Source organism: Aureibaculum luteum (genome assembly GCF_003449015.1).
In the GTDB taxonomy this organism is placed as follows: domain Bacteria; phylum Bacteroidota; class Bacteroidia; order Flavobacteriales; family Flavobacteriaceae; genus Aureibaculum; species Aureibaculum luteum.
In genome coordinates, this window is sequence record NZ_QRGD01000006.1 from 279,503 (window position 1) to 300,995 (window position 21,493).

12 protein-coding genes are annotated in these 21,493 nt (G+C 33.2%); 11 read left to right on the top strand and 1 reads right to left on the bottom strand.

Annotated elements, in window-relative coordinates:
* Window positions 1-3 precede the first annotated feature (3 nt).
* From D3P13_RS14955 to D3P13_RS15000, 10 genes are all read left to right on the top strand, one after another.
* Window positions 4-1,476 (top strand): sulfatase family protein, encoded by a 1,473-nt coding sequence (locus tag D3P13_RS14955; protein ID WP_117883670.1) that lies wholly within the window; start codon window positions 4-6, stop codon window positions 1,474-1,476.
* A gap of 8 nt (window positions 1,477-1,484) precedes the next feature.
* On the top strand, window positions 1,485-3,299 hold the full coding sequence (locus D3P13_RS14960; RefSeq protein ID WP_117883671.1) for an alpha-1,3-galactosidase-related protein: 1,815 nt from the start codon (window positions 1,485-1,487) through the stop codon (window positions 3,297-3,299).
* A 3-nt stretch (window positions 3,300-3,302) separates the two neighbouring features.
* Complete coding sequence (locus tag D3P13_RS14965) at window positions 3,303-5,576, top strand: alpha-amylase family protein (RefSeq protein WP_117883672.1); 2,274 nt, start codon at window positions 3,303-3,305, stop codon at window positions 5,574-5,576.
* 3 nt (window positions 5,577-5,579) lie between these two features.
* Window positions 5,580-6,488 carry a sialate O-acetylesterase gene (locus D3P13_RS14970; RefSeq protein ID WP_117883673.1) on the top strand — a complete coding sequence of 303 codons (909 nt, stop codon included), beginning with the start codon at window positions 5,580-5,582 and terminating at the stop codon, window positions 6,486-6,488.
* Window positions 6,489-6,492: 4 nt separating this feature from the next.
* Window positions 6,493-8,019 (top strand): sulfatase, encoded by a 1,527-nt coding sequence (locus D3P13_RS14975; protein ID WP_117883674.1) that lies wholly within the window; start codon window positions 6,493-6,495, stop codon window positions 8,017-8,019.
* 59 nt (window positions 8,020-8,078) lie between these two features.
* Window positions 8,079-9,581, top strand: a complete 1,503-nt coding sequence (locus tag D3P13_RS14980) for a sulfatase family protein (RefSeq protein WP_117883675.1) — start codon at window positions 8,079-8,081, stop codon at window positions 9,579-9,581.
* A 100-nt stretch (window positions 9,582-9,681) separates the two neighbouring features.
* Window positions 9,682-12,927: a glycoside hydrolase family 2 TIM barrel-domain containing protein gene (locus D3P13_RS14985; RefSeq protein ID WP_117883676.1), complete on the top strand. Its 3,246-nt coding sequence runs from the start codon at window positions 9,682-9,684 to the stop codon at window positions 12,925-12,927.
* Between the two features lie 2 nt (window positions 12,928-12,929).
* Window positions 12,930-14,936 (top strand): glycoside hydrolase family 127 protein, encoded by a 2,007-nt coding sequence (locus tag D3P13_RS14990; RefSeq protein WP_317124798.1) that lies wholly within the window; start codon window positions 12,930-12,932, stop codon window positions 14,934-14,936.
* A 96-nt stretch (window positions 14,937-15,032) separates the two neighbouring features.
* Window positions 15,033-16,556: a sulfatase family protein gene (locus tag D3P13_RS14995; RefSeq protein WP_117883677.1), complete on the top strand. Its 1,524-nt coding sequence runs from the start codon at window positions 15,033-15,035 to the stop codon at window positions 16,554-16,556.
* A 224-nt stretch (window positions 16,557-16,780) separates the two neighbouring features.
* Entirely contained in the window at window positions 16,781-19,423 is a 2,643-nt protein-coding gene (locus D3P13_RS15000) for a hypothetical protein (RefSeq protein ID WP_117883678.1), read from the top strand.
* Between the two features lie 159 nt (window positions 19,424-19,582).
* Here the strand turns inward: D3P13_RS15000 and D3P13_RS15005 are convergent, their stop codons facing one another.
* Window positions 19,583-19,888 carry an EF-hand domain-containing protein gene (locus tag D3P13_RS15005; RefSeq protein WP_157972929.1) on the bottom strand — a complete coding sequence of 102 codons (306 nt, stop codon included), beginning with the start codon at window positions 19,886-19,888 and terminating at the stop codon, window positions 19,583-19,585.
* Between the two features lie 205 nt (window positions 19,889-20,093).
* Between D3P13_RS15005 and D3P13_RS15010 the strand changes: the two genes are divergently transcribed.
* Window positions 20,094-21,488: a sulfatase gene (locus D3P13_RS15010; RefSeq protein ID WP_117883680.1), complete on the top strand. Its 1,395-nt coding sequence runs from the start codon at window positions 20,094-20,096 to the stop codon at window positions 21,486-21,488.
* Window positions 21,489-21,493 lie beyond the last annotated feature (5 nt).

Consider the following 21,493-nt stretch of genomic DNA (forward strand, 5'->3'; position numbering starts at 1 on the left):
AATATGAAAACATACATCGTCAAAATAGTAGTACTTGTAACTATTATCAGTTTAAATAGTTGTGATACGAAACAAAAGGAAGTAGCAGAAAATAATACTAATGTTACTGATAGACCAAATATTATTCTTTTTGTTTCTGACGACCATGGTACCGACGCAATAGGTGCATATGGTAATCCAGTTATAAAAACGCCAAATTTAGATAAGTTAGCAAATGAAGGTATCGTATTTACGGATGCATACTGTACCAGTGCCAGTTGTGCTGCTAGTCGTTCTGTAATACTTTCAGGAAAATTTGGTCATGCTACCGGCTCTTATGGTCATGTGCATGACTATCATCATTTCAGCACATATGATACTATCAAATCACTTCCAGTACTATTAAGTAAAGCAGGGTATGAAACAGCACGCATAGGTAAATATCATGTGGCACCAGAAAAAGTATATCATTTTGACCAAGTTTTAGAAGCAGATCCAAGAAATACGGTTGAAATGGCAGAGCAATGTGCTGATGTATTAAAATCAGACAAGCCCTTCTTTTTATATTTCTGTACGGATGACCCCCACAGAGGCCATCCTTTTGAACCGGACCCATGGGATACACCAAATAGTTTTGGAAATAAAAAAGAAGGTTATAAAGATGTTGAAACTATTACTTACAACCCTGAAGATGTTCTTGTGCCAGCCTTTTTACCTGACACGAAACAGACAAGAGAAGAAATTGCCGAGTACTACCAAAGCATATCTCGAATTGATCAAGGTTTTGGAAAATTAATGCAAATGTTGCAAGAAACAGGGAAAGCAGATAATACTATTGTTTTTTATATTTCTGATAACGGAATGGCCTTTCCAGGAGCTAAAACTACAGTTTATGAACCTGGAATTAAGTTACCATGTATCATTAAAGATCCGACAAAGAATAGTAAAGGATTGACGAGTAATGCTATGATTTCATGGGTAGATTTAACACCTACGATTCTTGATATGGCAAAGGTTGATTTTGATGCCAATAAATTCCATGGGCATTCATTTTATGATATCATGGGAAAAGAAAAGTTTGAAGGTTGGAATGAGATATATGCCTCACATACCTTTCATGAAATTACTATGTATTACCCAATGCGTGTTGTAAGAAGTGAAAACTATAAACTCATTTGGAATATTGCTTATCGATTAGAATATCCTTTTGCTTCAGATTTGTGGGCATCTTCAACTTGGCAAGCCATTTACAGAAATAATATAGAATTTTTTGGACCAAAAACAGTGAAAGACTATTTGTTTAGAGCAGAATTTGAACTCTACGATTTAAGTAAAGATCCGAATGAGTCGAATAATTTAGCTACTAACGCTTCTTTCCAAGACATTTTAAATACTATGAAAGGTAAAATGAAAGCCTTTCAAACCAAAACGAAAGACCCATGGATGATTATGTGGGGTCATGATGCTTCTTTACAAGGAAGTGGTGTTAATTTATAAAAATCAATATGAAAAAAATTAAGCAGATAACATTAATCGTATTATTTGGATTTTTAATATCATGTACTTCAAATGCCGCCGAAGTCATCCATATAAAGCATACAGATGGAGACATGACAATGACAATTCGTGAAGTCATTGAAAATTCTAAAGGAAAAGATATAAAACTTGTTTTTGAAAAAGGTAATTATAAATTTCTTACTGATTACGCAGTTGGTAAATACATGCATATTACCAATCATGGTAACGGTTTTAAGAAAGTAATTTTCAATTTTGAAGGTTTTAATTCAGTTGAAATAGAAGGCAATGGTTCAGAATTTATATTTAGAGGGCAAACTGCACCTTTTGTATTTGAAGGTTGTAATAAAATCAATATTAGTAATCTTACTTTAGATTGGGATATTCCGTTTTCTTTTCAAGGTGATGTTATTGATGTAAATAAGGAAGAACAATATTTTGATTTAAAACCTTATACCGAGGGCTTTTCTTGGAAACTAACAAAAGGACAAATTGAATTCCCTGGAATTAATCATTTTAATTTCACAGCATTAGGAAGTACTTTGTCACATAACAAAGAAACCAAAGCAGTCGATTATGGTGCTTGGGATATATCTTTAAATCCAAATTACGTAGAAAAATTATCAAACGGAAATTTACGTTTTTATGATAAAAACATGAAACATTTTCCTAGAGTAGGAACTGTTTTACAGTCAAAAGGGGATAAAAAAAATAATCGTTATGCACCAGCTTTTTTAGTTAGAAATTCAAAAAATATAACAATTGACAACGTTGTGATTCATCATGCTTTAGGCATGGGATTCTTGTTCGAAAGGTCTGAAGATATCAATATCCTAAATAGTGGAATCTATATTCGTGAAAGTTCAGATAGAGTCATTTCTATTATTGCAGATGCAACTCATTTTGCAAATTGTAAAGGGGATATTCTAATAGAAAATTGTCGTTTAGAAGGAATGTATGACGATGGAACCAATGTGCATGGAACTTATGTGGAAGTTGATAAAGTTTTAAATAAAAATACGGTTAGAGTTGCTTTAAGACACGACCAGCAATTGGGTTTTGAGTTTGCGGGAGTTGATGATGAAATTTGGTTTATTAAAAGCCCTAATCCACAAAGAGCTGAAGAAAACAAAGTGTCTTCGGTGAAAGTTATTAATGATGTTTATACAGAATTAACGTTTAAAAATGAATTGTCTTCAGACCTCAAACCAGGAGATATTTTAGAGAACAAAACTTGGAACCCAACATTTACAATGCGTGGAAATACTATTAGGGATCATCGAGCGAGAAATATCATCATTAAAACACCTAAAAAAATAATTATAGAAGATAATGATTTATCATCAATGATGTCTTCAATTATGTTACGTGGTGAAACATTCTATTGGTACGAGTCCGGCAATGTAGAAGATGTTGTAATACGGAATAATCGTTTTGTTCATTGTGCTTATGGTGGAGCAGAACATGCGATTTTAAAAGTCTCGCCTAGACTTGGTAAAACTTTTGATGATTCAATGCTTTATGATAGAAATATATTATTCGAAAACAACACCATTGAAACCTTTGATAACAGAATTATTTGGGCTGATCGTGTTGATGGATTAATAATTAAAAACAACACCATCAAACAAACAACCACTGAACAACCGCAATATCCTGACGCTTTTATGTTTGATTTAATTAATTGTAACAACATTGAAATCACTAATAATATTTACGAAGGTGATTGTAAAAATGTCTTGAAAGCAGATGATGTTTCAAAAAAGACATTGGTTTTTAAAAAGAACAAAGGACTTAAAAAATAAGAGATGAGACTTTTCAAATTCATAATTGTAGTTTTTTTAAGTTTTACATCTTGTAAAGCTCAAAATGTGCCAACTGGTATAAATGATAAAATTGAAACACTTCAAAATCTAATTAAAAAAGCAGAAAAAAAAGGAATCGATGTTTTAAAAGAAAAAACAACTATAAGAACTGCTGAAATATTTTTAAAATTTGCAAATTGGGATGAAAAAAATGTGGAGACCAACGTAACATTCTTCAAAAAAGTACCATCTTATAAAGCGGACGCTGAAAAACTAGCACAAGATTTACCAGCTTTCGAGAGAAAAGAAATCTACTTAATGCTCGATAAAGCAGAAAGTAATTTAAGAAAATTAATTTCAAAAGAAATCTATAGAAAACCAAGTCCAAATGTAGATTGGACCAAAGTAAATGTTGAAGGAGACCAAATAACTTACAACAACAGACCTGTTTTTTTAGCAGATTATACTTGGAAACCTGATGGGAAATTGTATAACGAATATCATGGAAATCAAGATGGTTTTTTCTTAACACCACCACAAGTTATAGATTCAAACGGAACTGTTAACCCACGAGTTATTAATGAACTAGATTCTAAAGCAGATGGCTCTATTGGTTTTATTTTTATGAACCATAAAAATGTTCCTGATTGGACAACAAAAAAGTATGAAGAAGGTTTCAAAATGCGTGAAGATACCTATACAGCTTACGATATAGATAATCCTGGTGCTAGAGAGCTTCAAAAGTATTTATTGGGAGCAGTAGTTCCTAAAATGGCTGGTAAAAAATTCACACAACTGGGTTATATGTTGTGTAATGAACCTCATTTTTATGCCTACAGCGATAAAACCAAGAAAAAGAAACCTTGGGCTTCAGGTCCCGTTTCAGAATATACAATTGCTAAGTTTAAAGATTGGCTGCAGCATAAGCATCATGGTATTTCAGAACTAAATCGAATCTGGAGAACAAATTTTACTAGTTTCGAAACAATAACAGCCAATATCCCTTTAGATATAAGCTTAAAGGGAACACCAATTTGGTATGATTGGGTAGCTTTTAATATGGATAGGGTTACGGAATGGTATACATTTCTAAAAGATGAAGTCAAAACTCACGACCCTGAAGCCAAAGTACATTTAAAGATAATGCCAAATCTTTGGACAAATAATATGAGAGCTCATGGTATCGATTTTGAAGCACTAACAGATTTAAGTGACATTATCGGTAATGATTCTGGTGCAGACCACAAGTATACTTGGGGAAAACCACATGAATGGCAAAAAAAATATGCTTTTGAGTGGCGAGAATTATGCATGGGCTACGATTTCTTAAAATCTGTAAGTTCAGATAAAATTAACTTCAATTCAGAATTACACTACTTATCTACAGTACGTTCTCGAGATTTATACCTAGATCCAAGTTATGCTAGAGCGACGTTTTGGTTGGCACATTCTTACGGAATGACAGCAAGTCAAATTTGGTTTTGGCCTCGTAAAGCAGATGGTGAAGTTACTGACAGAGCTGGCAAGGGTTATGCAGGGTCTAATAACCAGCAACCAAGAGTCACTAACGAAGTGGCAATGACTTTAATAGATTTAAATACCAATGCTGAAGCTATTATGACAATGCAAAGACAACGTAAGCCAATACGTTTGTTTTATTCAAAAACGTCTGCCATAAATAATGGTAATCATATGGATAATCAATTCAAAATGTATGAAGCATTGCATTTTGAAGGTACACCTTTGGGCTTCGTAACGCAGAATATTATTAAAAAACAAGATAACAGTAATTGGAATATCGTAGTTGTATACAATACTCCTAATGTTACTAAAGAAGAGCTTCAATCACTTCAGAATTATCTCGATAACGGTGGAACAGTTATCCTAGATAATAAAAGTCTGTTGAAAGATGAATATGGACAAGCTTTATTAGAATTAAAAGCTTCAAAAGGAATTTTATTAATGCTGAATTCAGTTTTGGAAATCAAGAACAAAGTATTATCCATTTTAAAAGATAAAAATAGTTTACCAGAAGTAAAAGTTGAAGAAACAAATGCCATTGGTACTAAAGGTTGTATTTGGAAAGTCATTAAAAATGAAGCAGGTAATAACGTGTTGTCTGTGGTAAATGTTGGAAAATCAGATGCTACATTAAATATCACACTTAATGGAAGTGACGCTATTATTTGCAAAGATCTAATTGATGGAATTGAGGTTAGCAAAACGCCAGTATTAAAGCCTTTCGATGTCTATTTTGTTGAAATAACTAAAAACTAAAACATGAAGAATTATTTCTACACTTTTATCCTAGTGATATTTATTTTTACAAGTTGTAATACAGCTAAAGTAGATGCTTCTAAATCAAAAATTGGGGATTCAAAAGATGTACACGTCGTTTTATTAGCTGGTCAATCAAACATGCAAGGTGCAGGAAATTTTGATAATTTAAACGCTTCTGAAATTGAAAGAATTGAAAAAGTTTCAAGTCGAGTTTCACTAAGTTTTAACGGAGGAAAAGTAGAACCACTCTCTTATTACGATAATAAACCATCAGAAAAATATGAATTTACAAAACGCTTTGGTCCAGAGATATTTATAGGGTTAACCTTAGCGGAAAACAATCCAAATCAAGAATTTTTATTGATAAAGCGTTCTCAAGGCGGAACCGCTTTGTATGGTGCATGGAACCCAAATTGGACAGCCGAAAAAGCGAAAGCTGTTGAAAAAGAGAAAAAGCAAAAAATTCAGCTTTACAATTTGCATATCCAAGATATAAAGGAGAATTTGAAAGCATTAGAAACTCAAAATAAAACCTATAAAATTATTGGCTTAGCTTGGATGCAAGGGGAAAACGATGCAGCAAAAGAAATTAGTGCAACAACTTACGAAGAGAATCTTAAAATTTTGATTAAAAGTTATAGAGATGAATTTGGTATTATAAACATGCCATTTGTAATCGGACAAATAAATTCAAGATACGGAAAGTATAAAGCAAAAGGTCCAGCAATGGTTCGGAAAGCTATGGAAGATGTGGCTAATTCAGATAAAAATGTTGATATCGTTAAAACAACAACGGATACGAGTTGGAGTGATTATCCTAAACATATGGATAACGTCCATTATAATGCCGAAGGACAAAAACGCTTAGGTAAGGCATTTGGAGAAAAGCTAATTATTTTAAATAAATAGAGCTATGAAAAACTATTTGATACTATTTGTTGTTATTGTTTTTTATTCATGTAAAAATGAAAAACCTTCTCATACGAAAATAGCTCAAAAACCAAATATTGTCTTTGTATTAGTGGATGATTTAGGCTATGCTGATGTAGGTTTTAACGGTTCAAAATATTTTGAAACACCTAATTTAGATGCTTTGGCTAAAGAAAGTTTAGTGTTAGATAATGCGTATATGTATCCCACATGTTCGCCATCAAGAACTGCAATTTTTACAGGAAAACAATCTTTCAGAACTGGAGTTTATACAGTACCTGTTCTTGAAAAGGGAACAGCGGAAGAAAATATTTTTTCACGTTGGACAGTTGGGAAAGAACATCCAATCTATGCAGAACCCTTGGCAGATGCTGGATATAAATCTATTCATCTTGGTAAATGGCATATTGTTGGTCCATATCCAGAGAAAGAATTGTCAATGGAGTTTCCATTTCATCAAAAACTGACACAACCAGAACCTGGAGATTATAGTTGGGTAGCAGCACATAAACAACCAGAAATCAGTCAGTATTATCCTGAAGGAAGAGGTTTTATAAAAAATGTAGGAGGCACATTTAGAGGTGATCCTGGATTTGAAGAAGGTGGTTATAAAAGTGAAGCAGGAGGTTATTGGGCACCATTTAGCAATCCTTTTATAGACAAAAAAACAGACGATAATTGGTTAACCGATAGACTTACAGACGATGCTATTGCGTTTATGGATTCTCATAAAAAAGAACCCTTCTTAATCAACTTAAATTTTTATGCAGTTCACAGACCAATTAAGTCGCGTAGTGAAAAGATGTATAAAAAATATATGACTAAACCTGTTGATTCAGTTTTAGGTCAAGGTATTGGTAAGAACGCAAAAGCAAAGGAATTAATGGCAAAATATGCCACAATGCTAGAATCTGTTGATGATAATATACAACGCGTAATTGACTATTTAGATAAAAACGGACTTAGAGAAAACACCATAATTATTTTAACATCAGATAATGGTTACCATAGAATAGCAAGTGCAAATAAGCAATTAAGAGGAGCAAAAGGAGATATTTACGAAGGTGGAATAAAAGTACCAATGTTGGTGAATTGGCCAAAGAAGGTAATACCAAGACGAAGTGAAGTTGCGGTTTCGGGGTTAGATGTTTTTCCAACGCTAATGGATTTAGCAAAAATTGAAGATTATAATGGACAATTAGATGGTGCTTCAATGACTAGCTTATTTCAAACAGATGATAAATCTCTAAAAGAACGACCCTTGTTTTGGCATTTAGCAAGTCAATATAAACATGGTACTTGTTCTGTAATTAGAAAAGGAAATTATAAGTTAATTCAATTTTTAGCGGATGGTAAATTGGAACTATATGATTTAAAAAACGATCAAAAAGAAAGTCATAATCTCGTTGAAGAACAACCAGAATTAACAACAAAATTATTGGTAGAATTAGTGGATTGGCGAAAAAACAATATGGTGCCTTTACCACCAAATTCTGTTTTGAAATTTTAGATTAAACCAATGTTGAAATTATAAGTCAAATTGATTTAGTCTTATATAAAACTTAAAAAATGAATTCAAAATTTTTAAAAATATCATTATTCGTTTGTTGTTGCATGTTTTTGTCTTGTAATGCACAAAAAGGGAATAAAACAACTCAAACAACCGTTAAAAAGAAACCTAACCTCATCATCATTCACACCGATGAGCACAACTTCAGAACATTAAGTTGCTATCAAAAATTATTGACAGAAGATCAAGCCTTTGTTTGGGGAAAAGGGAATAATTCGACAACGCCAAATATTGATAGATTGGCAGATGAAGGTGCCATTAGCACGAGTTACTATGCCTCTTCTCCCGTTTGTACACCATCGCGTGCTTCATTAATGACGGGTTTATATCCGCAAGCAACAGGAGCACCTAAAAATGGGCTTCATATTAGAGAAGATGTACCAACGTTTGCAACTATTCTAAGAGCTCAAGGATACGCAACATCATACGTTGGTAAATGGCATTTAGCAGGTCATGAGAAATACACATTTAATATTAAGTATAAAGCAGGTTTTGATGATAACCGTTATATGATGCGTGGTGGACATGCACCCTATTTCAAACTTTCTCAAGACGGTTCTGTAATCACTGGAATTAATGAAAAGGTTGCGGCCAAATTAAATAAGGATGAGTTCGTTCATGTAACAGATTTCTTTACCAATAAAACACTCGAAATTCTAGAACGAGATAAAAACAAACCATTTGCGTTGATGTTATCCATTCCAGATCCACATACGCCAGATGTTGCGAGACCACCTTATGATAGAATGTATAAGGATTTAAAAATTGAAGCACCAAAAACAATGGCATCGGAATATACAGCTATTAAACCGTCTTGGGCAACAGATAAAACTAAGAACGAAACTATTGGAGCAAAATCTTTTGAGAATAAAAAAGAAACAAGTGCTTTAAAACAGTATTTCGGTATGGTAAGTCATATCGATGATAGTGTAGGTCGAATTCTTAAATTTTTGGAGGATAATAATTTAGTGGAAAACACTATAATTATTTTCACTTCAGATCATGGAGATATGTTTTTTGAACATAACCGTAGAAATAAAGGTGTGCCCTATGAAGCTTCTGCTAGAATTCCATTTGTTATTCGTTATCCTAACAAAATACCAGCCCATAAAGTGATTAATACAGCGTATACAAATGTAGACTTTGCACCAACGATTTTAAGCTTAATGAATGTCAAAACTGATGCTAAGTTTCATGGTTTAGATACCTCTAAAGATTTTACAAATACTAAAAAAGTAGTCGATAGTGATAGAATTACATATTACGCCAAATCTGGTGGATGGTGGGTAACTGCGGTAAATGATCGTTATAAATTAGTTATTGATAAAAAGGAAAAGCCCTATTTGTTCGACCTAGAAAAGGATCCTGATGAGTTGATTAACTTTTACTACCATAAGGACTATAAAGACATAGCAAATATGATGCAAACCGAGTTGTTTAAGCAGTTAAAAAAGTATGATGAGCCAGGATTAAAAGGCAAACAAGGGTTTATAACGGAATGATTTAAACATTGAAGGGTAATAAAGGGTAGGATTAGGATAAATTGTTTTATGGTATTTTAATCAATCCTATTTATTTTTATAAACACAAAAGACTTTAATTATGAAACTTCGATTTTCTATTGTTTTTTTGATGGTTTTATGTATTGAGTTCTGTTTTTCCCAAAATGATTGGGAGAATGAATTAATGTTTGAGCAAAATAAACTGCGTGCTCGCGTACCAAGTTATTCTTTTACCAATCATCAAGAAGCATTAAATGGAAATCGAGATGTTTCGAGAATGCAACCCCTAAATGGATTATGGAAATTTAATTTTGTTGAAAAATCTGCGGATAGACCTAAAGATTTCATAAGTAAAGATTTTTCAGGCACTTCAGATCAGTGGAAAGATATGACTGTGCCTTCAAACTGGGAGCTTCAAGGCTATGGTCAACCGATTTATACTAATATTATTTATCCCTTTACACCAGATATTGAAAATGGCGGAAAGCGGAATTTCAATTACATGGGGCCGCATCCACCACAATTTCCTTTTATAGAAAAATATCGAGACAATCCTGTTGGTAGTTATTATAGAGACTTTACGATTCCTAAAGATTGGAAAGAGCAATCCGTAATTCTTCATTTTGGAGGTGTGTCTTCTGCATTTTATGTTTGGATAAATGGAAAAAAAGTAGGTTACAGTCAAGGAAGTAGATTAGCAGCCGAATTTGATATAACAGATTTTTTAACGGAAGGACAAAATAGAATTGCTGTACAAGTATTTAGATGGAGTGATGGCAGTTATCTCGAAGATCAAGATATGTGGCGATTAAGTGGTATACATAGAGAAGTGATGTTGTTAGCACAACCAAAAATTTCTTTAAATGATTTTTTTGTCAGAACTGAATTCGATGGTAAGCATGAAAACGCCAAACTAGAAATCCGTCCGCATTTATGGATGAAAGGAAATGAAGACCAATTAAAAGGATGGACAATCTCTGCCGAATTATATGATACACATAACAATAAGGTTTTAGAGCAACCAATGTCTTGTAATATAGAAAATGTTCATTTTGAAAGATGGCCTCAACGTGATATTACCAAATTTGCATTTTTAGAAGCAGAAATTAAAAGCCCACAAAAATGGTCTGCTGAAACCCCTTATTTATACACTTTAGTTTTCGATGTTAAAGATGCATCAGGAAAGTTAGTGGAATCTAGAAGTCAGAAAATTGGATTTAGAAAAATTGAATTCAGTTCAGAAAACGAATTGCTTATTAATGGTAAGTCGGTTAAAATAAAAGGTGTTAATCGTCACGATCATCATCCAAAAAGAGGAAAAGCATTAACAAGAAAGGATTTAGAAGATGATGTAAAGTTGTTGAAACAATTCAATTTTAATGCAGTTCGCACATCTCATTATCCAAACGATCCTTATTTCTATGATTTATGTGATAAATATGGTATATATGTCATGGATGAAGCTAATATTGAAACACACCACTTGGGCAGTTATGCACCTCAACAACCTAGTTTGGCAATCCCTATATTGAGTCGCGTAATGCGAATGGTAGACCGAGATAAAAATCATCCAAGTATTATTTCATGGTCTTTAGGTAATGAAGCTGGAACAGGCCCTGCTTTTGCAGCAGCAGCAGGTTGGGTAAAAGATTATGATGTGTCTCGTTTTGTGCATTATGAAGGTGCTCAAGGACAACCAACACATCCAGATTATAAAGAAGGTGAAGAAGGCCAAAAGGTTTTTAGAGGGAAAGCACATGCCAATCCTGATGACCCTAAATATGTTGATGTTTTAAGTAGAATGTATCCAGAAATATATCAGCTAAAAGCAATGTCTGAAAGCACAATCATTAATAGGCCAATTATAATGTGCGAATATGCACATGCTATGGGAAATTCAATTGGAGGTTTGGGTGAATATTGGGATCTTATTAATTCTAAACCGAATTTAATTGGTGGTTTTATCTGGGATATGAAAGATCAAGGATTAGAAAAAACAAATAAAAAAGGAGAACAATTCTATGCCTATGGTGGCGATTTTGGTGATGTACCAAATGCCGGGAACTTCTGTATTAATGGCGTGTTTTCGCCAGATGGAAAACCTAATCCACACGCTTGGGAAGTAAAATATATTCATCAGCCTTTCAACTTTACAGCTATCGATATTAAGAACGGAAGGCTTACAGCAATTAATCATTTAAATGACACCAATTTAAATGCTTATGAAGTCAAATGGTCACTTTCTGAAAATGGAAACGAATTGCAATCTGGAATTTTAAAAGACGTAGATGTTAAACCCAATTCGTCTTCAGAATTAAGCATTCCATTAAAAAATGTAAAATTTAAATCAAATTTAGAGTATTGGATACGTATTTCAGTACACGAAAAACAGAATCGTTTTTGGGCAAATAAAGGATTCGAAATTGCTAAAGATCAAATGCTTCTAAAAGCTAGTGAATTACCAAGTGACTATAAGTCAAAATCTAAATCAAAAGTTTCAGCATTAGAAACAACAGAAGAAATTATGGTCTCAGGAAAAGGATTTTCATCAACGGTTTCAAAATTAAATGGCGAATTGAATTCATTCAAAATCAATAATCGAGAACAAATAGCTTCGCCATTAAAACCAGATTTTTTTCGTCCACCTATAGATAATGATTTACGTGGGGCAAGCAGTAAGGATTTCAGAAAGTCTAGAGCGTACTGGGAATTTTTAATTGATAAATTGAAAATAGATTCCGTTGAAATTGACAGTAATCTTGATAATGAAATCACAATTAAAGTATCTCAATCATTTAATAATGAAGTCAAGCTTATCATTGATTATCGTTTCTTAAGTGATGGTAGACTAATCGTGAAAATGAGCATGGATGCTAACGAATCGCTCCCAAGTTTAGTGAAATTTGGAATGACGATTGGAGTGCCAAAAACGTACACAGCAACAATATTCTACGGAAAAGGACCTCATGAAAATTATAGAGATAGAAAAAGAGGTGCTGAAGTCGATGAGTTTACCTTTAAAACGGACGATTTATTTACCAACTACATTTATCCACAAGAAAACGGAAATCGCTCTGAAGTAAAATGGTTAAAACTTTCAGAAAGTAAAAAGAACAATTTAGTATTTCAGGGATTACCAACGTTTGGGTTTTCAATCTGGCCTTATGCCGCAAAAAATATTCAAGACGCAGAACATATTTATGATTTAAATGAACAAGGTTTTTATACACTGAATTTAAACTTAATTCAAATGAGTGTTAATGGAACCTTGTCTGAAACCTTACCACAGTTTGTAATTCCTTCAGGGAAATACAATTTCGAATTTGTACTTAACGCTCAACAATAATTATGATGAAAAAAACATTAACAATACTTAGTTTCTTTTTTACACTTATACTATTAGCACAAGAAAAAGGTGTTATAGACAATTCAAATAGTGAGTTTGTAAAATTCAAAAGTATCAATATTGGAGATTGCGTTTGGACAGATGGTTTTTGGGCAGATAAGTTTGAGGTTGCTGAAAAAGTCATGGTTCCATATATGGGAACACTTCTAAAAGGAGATACAGGTCATGCTTTAAATAACTTCAAAATTGCGGCGGGTCTAAAAGAAGGAAAACATGAAGGGATGTTTTGGCATGATGGTGATTTCTATAAATGGATGGAAGCTTCCATGTACATCTATGCAATCAATAAGGATGAAAAAATCATCACTGATTTAGATGAAATAATTGCCATTATTGGAAAAGCTCAATTAGAAAATGGATACCTGCAAACACAGACTCAACTAAAAAACATTAAACCTTTTTCTCAAAGGAAATATCATGAAATGTACAATTCTGGACATTTATACATTGCGGCTTCAATTTACTATAGAATTACAGGAAAACGCAATTTTTTAGACATTGCCATAAAACATGCAAACAATTTATATGAAACGTTTCAGCCACAACCAAAGGAATTAGCACGTTTCGGATTTAATCAAGTACAAATTATGGGATTGGTTGAATTATACAGAACCACAAAGGATAGAAAGTATTTAGAGTTGGCTGAGATTTTTATCAATATGAGAGGTAAGTCTGAATTAAAACCAGATCCAAGTGTAAATACCAACAACATTGGAGATATGACTCAAGAACGCACACCATTACGTAAATCTAAAGAAGCTGTTGGGCATGCGGTTTTAGCTTTGTATTATTATGCAGGTGCAGCAGATGTTTATGCTGAAACAGGAGAACAAGCACTAATTGATGCTTTAGATATACTTTGGGGTAATATTGTGAATCAAAAAATGTTTGTGACCGGAGCATGCGGTCAAAAACACGATGGAGGTTCTTCTCACAGAGATTTTGTACACGAAGCATTTACGATAGATTACGAAATGCATAACCAAAATGCATATAATGAAACCTGTGCTAACTTATGTAATGCAATGTTCAACCAAAGAATGCTAAGTGTAAAAGGAGAATCAAAGTATGCGGACGTTATGGAATTGGTTTTGTATAATAGTGGCTTATCAGGAATCAGTTTAGAAGGGAAAGATTATTTTTACACAAATCCACTTAGACGGACATTCGACCATAAAATGGGAATAACAGATTATGCAAATCGTGTGCCCTATATTCCATGTTTTTGTTGTCCACCAAATTTGGTGAGGACGATTGCTAAATCTTCAGCTTGGGCATATAGTTTAACTAAAAATGGCATTGCAGTTAATTTGTATGGAGGAAATAAACTAACCACTAAACAACTTGATGGTTCTGCAATTGAATTGACTCAAGAAACACAATATCCTTGGGAAGGACGTGTAAACATTACCATAAAAAAGGCTAAGAAGAATGTGTTTGATATTCAATTAAGAATTCCAGAATGGGCAGAAGACACTACGATTAAAGTAAATGGAAAATCTGTAGATACTGAAATTTTAGAAGGTACATATGTTACAATTACTAGGAAATGGAAAAAAGGAGATGTCATTGCCATTGACATGCCTATGGATGTGAATTTATTAGAAGGAAATGCTAAGATTGAAGAAGTTCGAAATCAAGTTGCTATAAAACGAGGACCACTTGTGTATTGTCTTGAAACACCCGACTTACCTGAAAACACAAGTATTTTAGATATGTATTTACCATTAGACACAAAGTTTACATCAACCTACAAAAAAGATCTTTTAGGAGGAATTACAGCAATAGAAGGGACGCTTAAAGTTCGAAAAGATAAAAAAGAAGGGATGTATCATGAACTTGATAATGTACAATGGGAATCTATCAATACGCAATTTGTACCTTATTATTCTTGGAGCAATAGAGGTACAGCAGAGATGACCGTTTGGTTGCCGTTACTTTGGAATTAATGTGTTAAAAACTATCAACGACATTAATATTACGTCAAACGACAAGGTGTTCTGTCCGTTATTTACCTTTGATTTATAATCTTTAAAATACTTAAAATGAAATTTACATTATCTAAAACTTTACTATATTTAGTTGTATGCGTTATCTGTTTTTCTTGTAATTCACAAAAGAAAGTAGCCGAAAAAAAACCAAATATCCTGTGGATAGTTGCTGAAGACTTATCGCCTTTTATGGGCTGTTACGGAGATTCTATAAATGCTGGACATACCCCAGTTATAGATAAATTGGCTAGTGAAGGCGTGCTTTTTAAACGTGCTTATGCTAGTGCTCCAGTTTGTTCTGCAGCAAGATCTGCATTTATTACAGGTGTTATGCAAACTACAACAGGAACTCATAATCATAGATCGAGTAGATTTACCGATGATAGTATTGTACCTCAAGATTTACGTATTCTTTTACCTAAAGACATGAAAACCATTCCTGAATTAATGAAGGATGCCGGATATTTTACCTTTAATAGTGGAAAAGATGATTATAATTTCCATTATGATAGAAGAGCTTTATATGATGTGGGTACAAAAGAGAACTATAAGGCAGGGATGAACGGTTGGCAAGGAAATCATGCTATTGATTACATGACGGTAAAGAATTACGTATGGAGTTCAAGACCTGACAAAAGTCAACCTTGGTTTGGTCAAGTACAAATAATGGGTGGAAAAAAAGATGCTAAGTATGTTCGAGAAGGTGAGAAATTAGAGCCAAACGATGTGCCTTTGCCTCCTTATTTCCCTAATATCCCATCGCAACGCGAAGCTTGGACAACACACTACAATGCAAATAGAGGGTCTGATGTTACGGTTGAAAATATATTAAAACAATTGGAAGCAGATGGCGAGCTGGAAAACACTATCATCTTTTTCTTTTCAGATCATGGAAGCCCAACGTCTCTTCGTCATAAACAATTTTGTTATGAAGGCGGTTTGTTAGTGCCCTTAATGATTAAGGGGAATCATCCAGCTTTAAAAGCAGGTGTTGTAAGAAACGATTTGGTATCATTATTAGATGTGTCGGCTACAACTTTAGCCATGGGAGGAGCTGTTATGCCAAAATATTTAGACGGTAAAGATTTGTTTGTTAAAGACTTTAAAGAGTCAAAATATGTTATAGGAGCAAGAGATAGATGTGATTATACCATTGACAGAATAAGGACTGTAGTTTCTAAAGACTTCCGTTATATTAAAAACTTTTTTCCAGAAAGACCAATGATGCAGGCGGGCTACAGAGATAATAAGCCAATTGTAAAGGATCTAAAAAAAGCTCATGAAGAAGGTAAATTAACCCCATACCAAGAAAAACATTGGTTTGGAGTACGACCTGTTGAAGAGTTATATGATTTAAAAGCAGATCCAGATGAAATGAATAACCTGGCTGAAAATCCTGAATTTTCTAAAGTTCTTTTAGAACACAGAACCGTTTTAGAAAATTGGATAAAAGATACGGATGATAAAGGGCAATATCCAGAAGATGCGGCTCAGTTAGAAGCGACATTTAATTTATGGAAAGACAGACCACGATTTAAAAATGCAAAAGTTAATCCTGAGTATGATCAGTTTAGATAAAAATGGCATCTTTTTTTGAAAACACCCCTAAAGTCCCCTCAAGGGGACAATCCTATAATTAAACTTGGGATAATTGTCCCCTTGAGGGGACTTTAGGGGTGTAAAGTAATAATAAGTGCTACGATTTTAAAACGAACTAATATTTATGTTTTGTTTTTTATCGACACACATTAAACGAATCTTATTTTTTAAAGTCTAATAATCCAATTCTATAATCTTTTAAAATGAAAAAAATATTTATGGCTTTCGTTTTTGCATTAATAGCATTTACGATTTCTGCACAGCACTTTATAACAGAAGGAAATGCTATTAGACATACTATTGTTGCTTCAGTAAATGGGGAATCTGTATTGTTTATAGGAGAATTAGATGGAAGCGTCTCTTCGTATACGCTAGGAGGAGAACAACTATGGCGAGTGGCTACCGATGATCCCGCTGTGCTTTTCGAAATTGAAGCTGCAGATATTAATAATGATGGTAATGATGATTTATTAGTTGCAAATGCCAACGGAAACATCTATTGTTACGATAGTTCAGGAAAACTATTATGGCAATTTGCTTCGGATCATAAAGTACGTTTTTCTGAAGTTGCAGTTGTTAAAAACAAAGGTAATGTTCAGATTTTTGCAGGTGGAAATGATCGTACATTATATGAATTAGATACTAGGGGAAAGCTAGTTTCAGAAACGAAAATTGAAGGTGTTGTTAGAAAATTGGAAGCTGGTAATTTTGTCAACTCAGAAACAGAAAGCCTTTTTCTAATGACGTACAGTTATGATAAATTCCGTTGGGAGTTTTTAGGGTTCATGGATGCCAATTCAAAAGTAGTCATTAAAAGCGTTGATGATAAGGAAAAGTATTTAAAAAAATTAACAAAAGCAATGGTTACTGATATTACGATTGCTGATATCAATGGGGATAAAAAAGACGACATCTTATTTTTTGGAGACGATAAGTTTAAACCTTTATTTACAGCTTTAGATAGTGACTTCAACATTATTGCAGAATATCAAGGCAATAATAAACAAACACAGCGTTATGCACATTCTCAAGGAGCATTTTTACCAAGTAGAAATGAAATTATGTTTCAGCATGGTGGCATTTTACTGGTTTTAGATAACAAAGGAAAGTTAATTAAATCATCAGGCGAACGTTATGGTAAAATGGTGTTTAGTGATTTTGCAGTCGAACAAAAATCGAATCAACTTATAGCTGGCGGAACTGTAGATGGAGGCAATGCGATTTGTTTTTACGATTTAACAAGAGATAATTGGTTTAAGACGAACCATAATAAAGAAGGCAGAATGCTCGAGGTCGAAAAAAATATTGCCACTCTTTATGAGCAAACGCTAAATTTTAAATTACCTAGTTATCAAACTAAATCGGAAAAAGAATGGGTTATGATTACAAAAAGTAATACCGATTCTAGGCTAGAAAAACTAGATGGTGGAGATATTACATTTGTGATTCAAAAAGCACCTAAGGAATCTACTGATCGATCGCATTTAGTGGCAATTATGGGAGATGTTGCCTTAAAAAAAGATAAGCGTGGTAAATACCAAGATTCAAGAGAAGATATAATACAAATGGCTAGAGATTTTGAAGCAGAAGGTCAACCATTCACATTTTGGGCGGGTCATGGAAATGATCCGTTTTATATTCAGATTGAAACTTTAGAGCAAATATTAGAAGTTGCACCAAATACCTGTTATGGTTTTGTATATGCAGAAATGGCGAATGTTGAAGATCCTAGAGTTATTCATTATGTAAAGGAATATATGCCAAGACTTGCTAAGGCAATCCGGAAAAATAATAAGGCAAAACTATACTTTAGATATAAAAATATGTTTTGGGCTGCAACTTCACACTTACCATTATGGAAAGACATGTTCTTCTCAAAGAAATATAGCGATATTTTAGCACCTGCTTCTGAAGACACAAGTAATCGCACACAAGACTTAAATTTAGCAGGTCGTGTTGGTATGCATTCAGGAGGTTATGTAAATGATTATGCAATGCGACTAATTGATGATAACCCTACAAGTTGGAGACCATTGTCGCCAGGCGGACAAAATTCAGTATCGCCATATTTAAGACAAGGCGTAATAATGGCAGCATATGGAGCAAGATATGGTGTGGTTTCTACAAGTGGTTTTGTAGAAGAACCTGGTTTAAACGTATTATTTGCTTTAATGAAATCTGGAGTGCTTCCTATTGTTGAACCTGAAAACATTCAGTCTATTGGTTCTTGGCTTCTTATAAAAGATGTAGATAAAGAATTGATTCATGGTGTAGATAATCATCATAAAATAGATCAATATAAAATTGATGATGATAATGCAGTTTTTTCAGTTTCTCAAATGCATTGGGCTGGAACGAGTATTCCAGAATACGATTTCTCTAATGTAGCTTTAGGTGTAAAATACCGTTGGACCAACTACATGCCAGAATTACCTTATGGAATGGTACCAGTAGCACCCATAGAAAGTAAGGTGAAATTAGAAAAAGCCAATGTGCCTTATTTTGTGTCTAATGCAAAAGTTGGATATGAGGGCGAAAACAAAGTATCAGCAGATCAATTTGGTGATACTATTATAAAAACGGTAGAAGCTGGCGAAAAGAAACTTAATATTGTTGTAAACGGAGCATCTTGGAGTGCCATTAAAATTGATGATTCTCACACCCGATTAATTATAGTAGATCAAGGATATCTTGATCCTCAAAAAAGAGAAGCTACGATAAAGTTTCAAAATAAAATGCCTGTATCGGCAACTGATATTTTGAGTAAAGAAAGTTTAAGGTTTGGAAAGGAAATTAAACTTACAATTCCAGCAGGTTCTATGCGATTTATTGATATTGCTTATTAAAATGGAATAAATTATTTTCATTATGCGTATTCTGTACTTTAAAAAATATTAAAACAACAATCAAAGACTTAAGTAAGTCAAAATGATTGAGGTAAATTTTTTTACAAACCTATACTTACTGTACAAAAAAACGATTCTAATTATAAAACATTAAAAAGATTAGTTTTTCTTTTTACCTTTTTTCTTTCCTTTAGCTGTACCCTTAGCATTAAACTCTTCAAATGATAATTTTTTGTCTTCATTTGTATCTTTTTTTGCAAATATTTTATCTGCATTAAAAGGATCTCCTTTTTTAGTTTTTTTACCATCATAAAAAACTGTCAATTCTTCTAGGCTAATAGACTTATCATTATTTGTGTCTGCTTTTTCAAATCTCTTTTTCACCTTAGCGTCAACTTCTTGAGCATAAGTTTGAGAAAATGCAAACATGGCTAAACCAGCAATAGTTAATTTTAAATATTTCATTTCAATTGGTTTTAATATTAAAATCCAAATATCATTAAAATTACGATACATATTACACATAATTCTTAAATGCGTATGCGTAACTTAAACAATCGTTACTGTCAATATAAAATTTACGCCTAAAGACATTTTCTAAACTTAAAGAAACAATTTTTTGATATATTCAGTAGATATTTACATTATCTAATTAAATATCCAGATACTAATGACCATAAAAAAAATATTATTAAATGTTATAGTTATATCTGTAGTTATATCTTTTACTTCTTGTAAGAATCAAAAACCGGATAACGAATCAAAAATAGACGTTGAATCAAAATCAGAGAAACCAAACATCGTATTGTTATTTATTGATGATTATGGTTGGTCAGATGTTGGATTTAGAAATAATACTTTTAATACGCCAAATATTGATCAACTAAAAAAAGAAGGGTTAGATTTCAACAGAGCCTACATTCCTACACCTACATGTAGCCCGAGTAGATTGTCTTTGCTAACTGGAAAGGAAGCTATAAGATTGGGTATGCCAAGGCATATCGCAATCGATCCTAATGATCCAGATGCAGAATATAATTTATGGCCAACAGATCCCGTTCAACGGCCTTCACGTAATTATTTACCTCTTGAGGAGATTACCTATGCTGAACGGCTTAAAGAGTTTGGTTATTACAATTACTTCATTGGTAAATGGCATTTAGGTCATGTAGGACGTTACCCTACGGATCAAGGTTTTGACGAAGCCTACGGAACTACTAATGCAGGTCATCCCAAAAACTATTATTACCCATTTTTCAAACCTGATGAAGACCCAAAAGATTTTTTAAATTCAGGACCTAAAGAAGGCGATTATTTAACTGATGTATTAATCAATAATGCTGTTGAATTTATAAACGATTATGACAAAAACCAACCATTTATGTTATCGTTCTGGTACTACTCGGTTCATGGACCGTCTATTGGTAGAAAAGATCTTCTTAAAAAACATCAAGACGCTGGTTTACAAGGTAAATATGCAGATCATGCCGCTATGGTTGAAGCAATGGATGAATCCATTGGACGCGTTAGAAAGGCATTAGAAGATAAAGGTATTGCGGATAATACAGTCATTATTTTATTATCAGATCAAGGTGGAGCTTATACCAATGCACCTTTGAGTGGAGGTAAAAAAGGGGGTAATACATTGGGAGAAGGTGGAGCAAGAGTGCCTTTTATTATTAAATATCCTGGAGTTACAACCGCAAATACAGAAAGTGATATTCCTGTTCAGTCTATTGATTTGTATCCCACTTTAATTGAAATAGCCTCAGGAAAAGAATACAAAGACAATCAAATTCAAGGGGTTAGTTTACTACCAATTTTAAAAGGTAATAATATTGAAAAACGAAACCTCTATTTCTTTAGAAGTTATGAAGACCAATATGCTGCAGTAATTTCAGGTGATTGGAAATTGGTTAAATACCATAGTGGAAAGTTTCAACTTTTCAATGTTTCAGAAGACATTAGTGAGCAAAATGAGTTGATAGGTACAGGATTGGAAATAGAAACCAAACTAAAAAAAGAAATAGCTGCTTGGGAAGCTGAAGCAGTTCCTCAATATTAAATAAA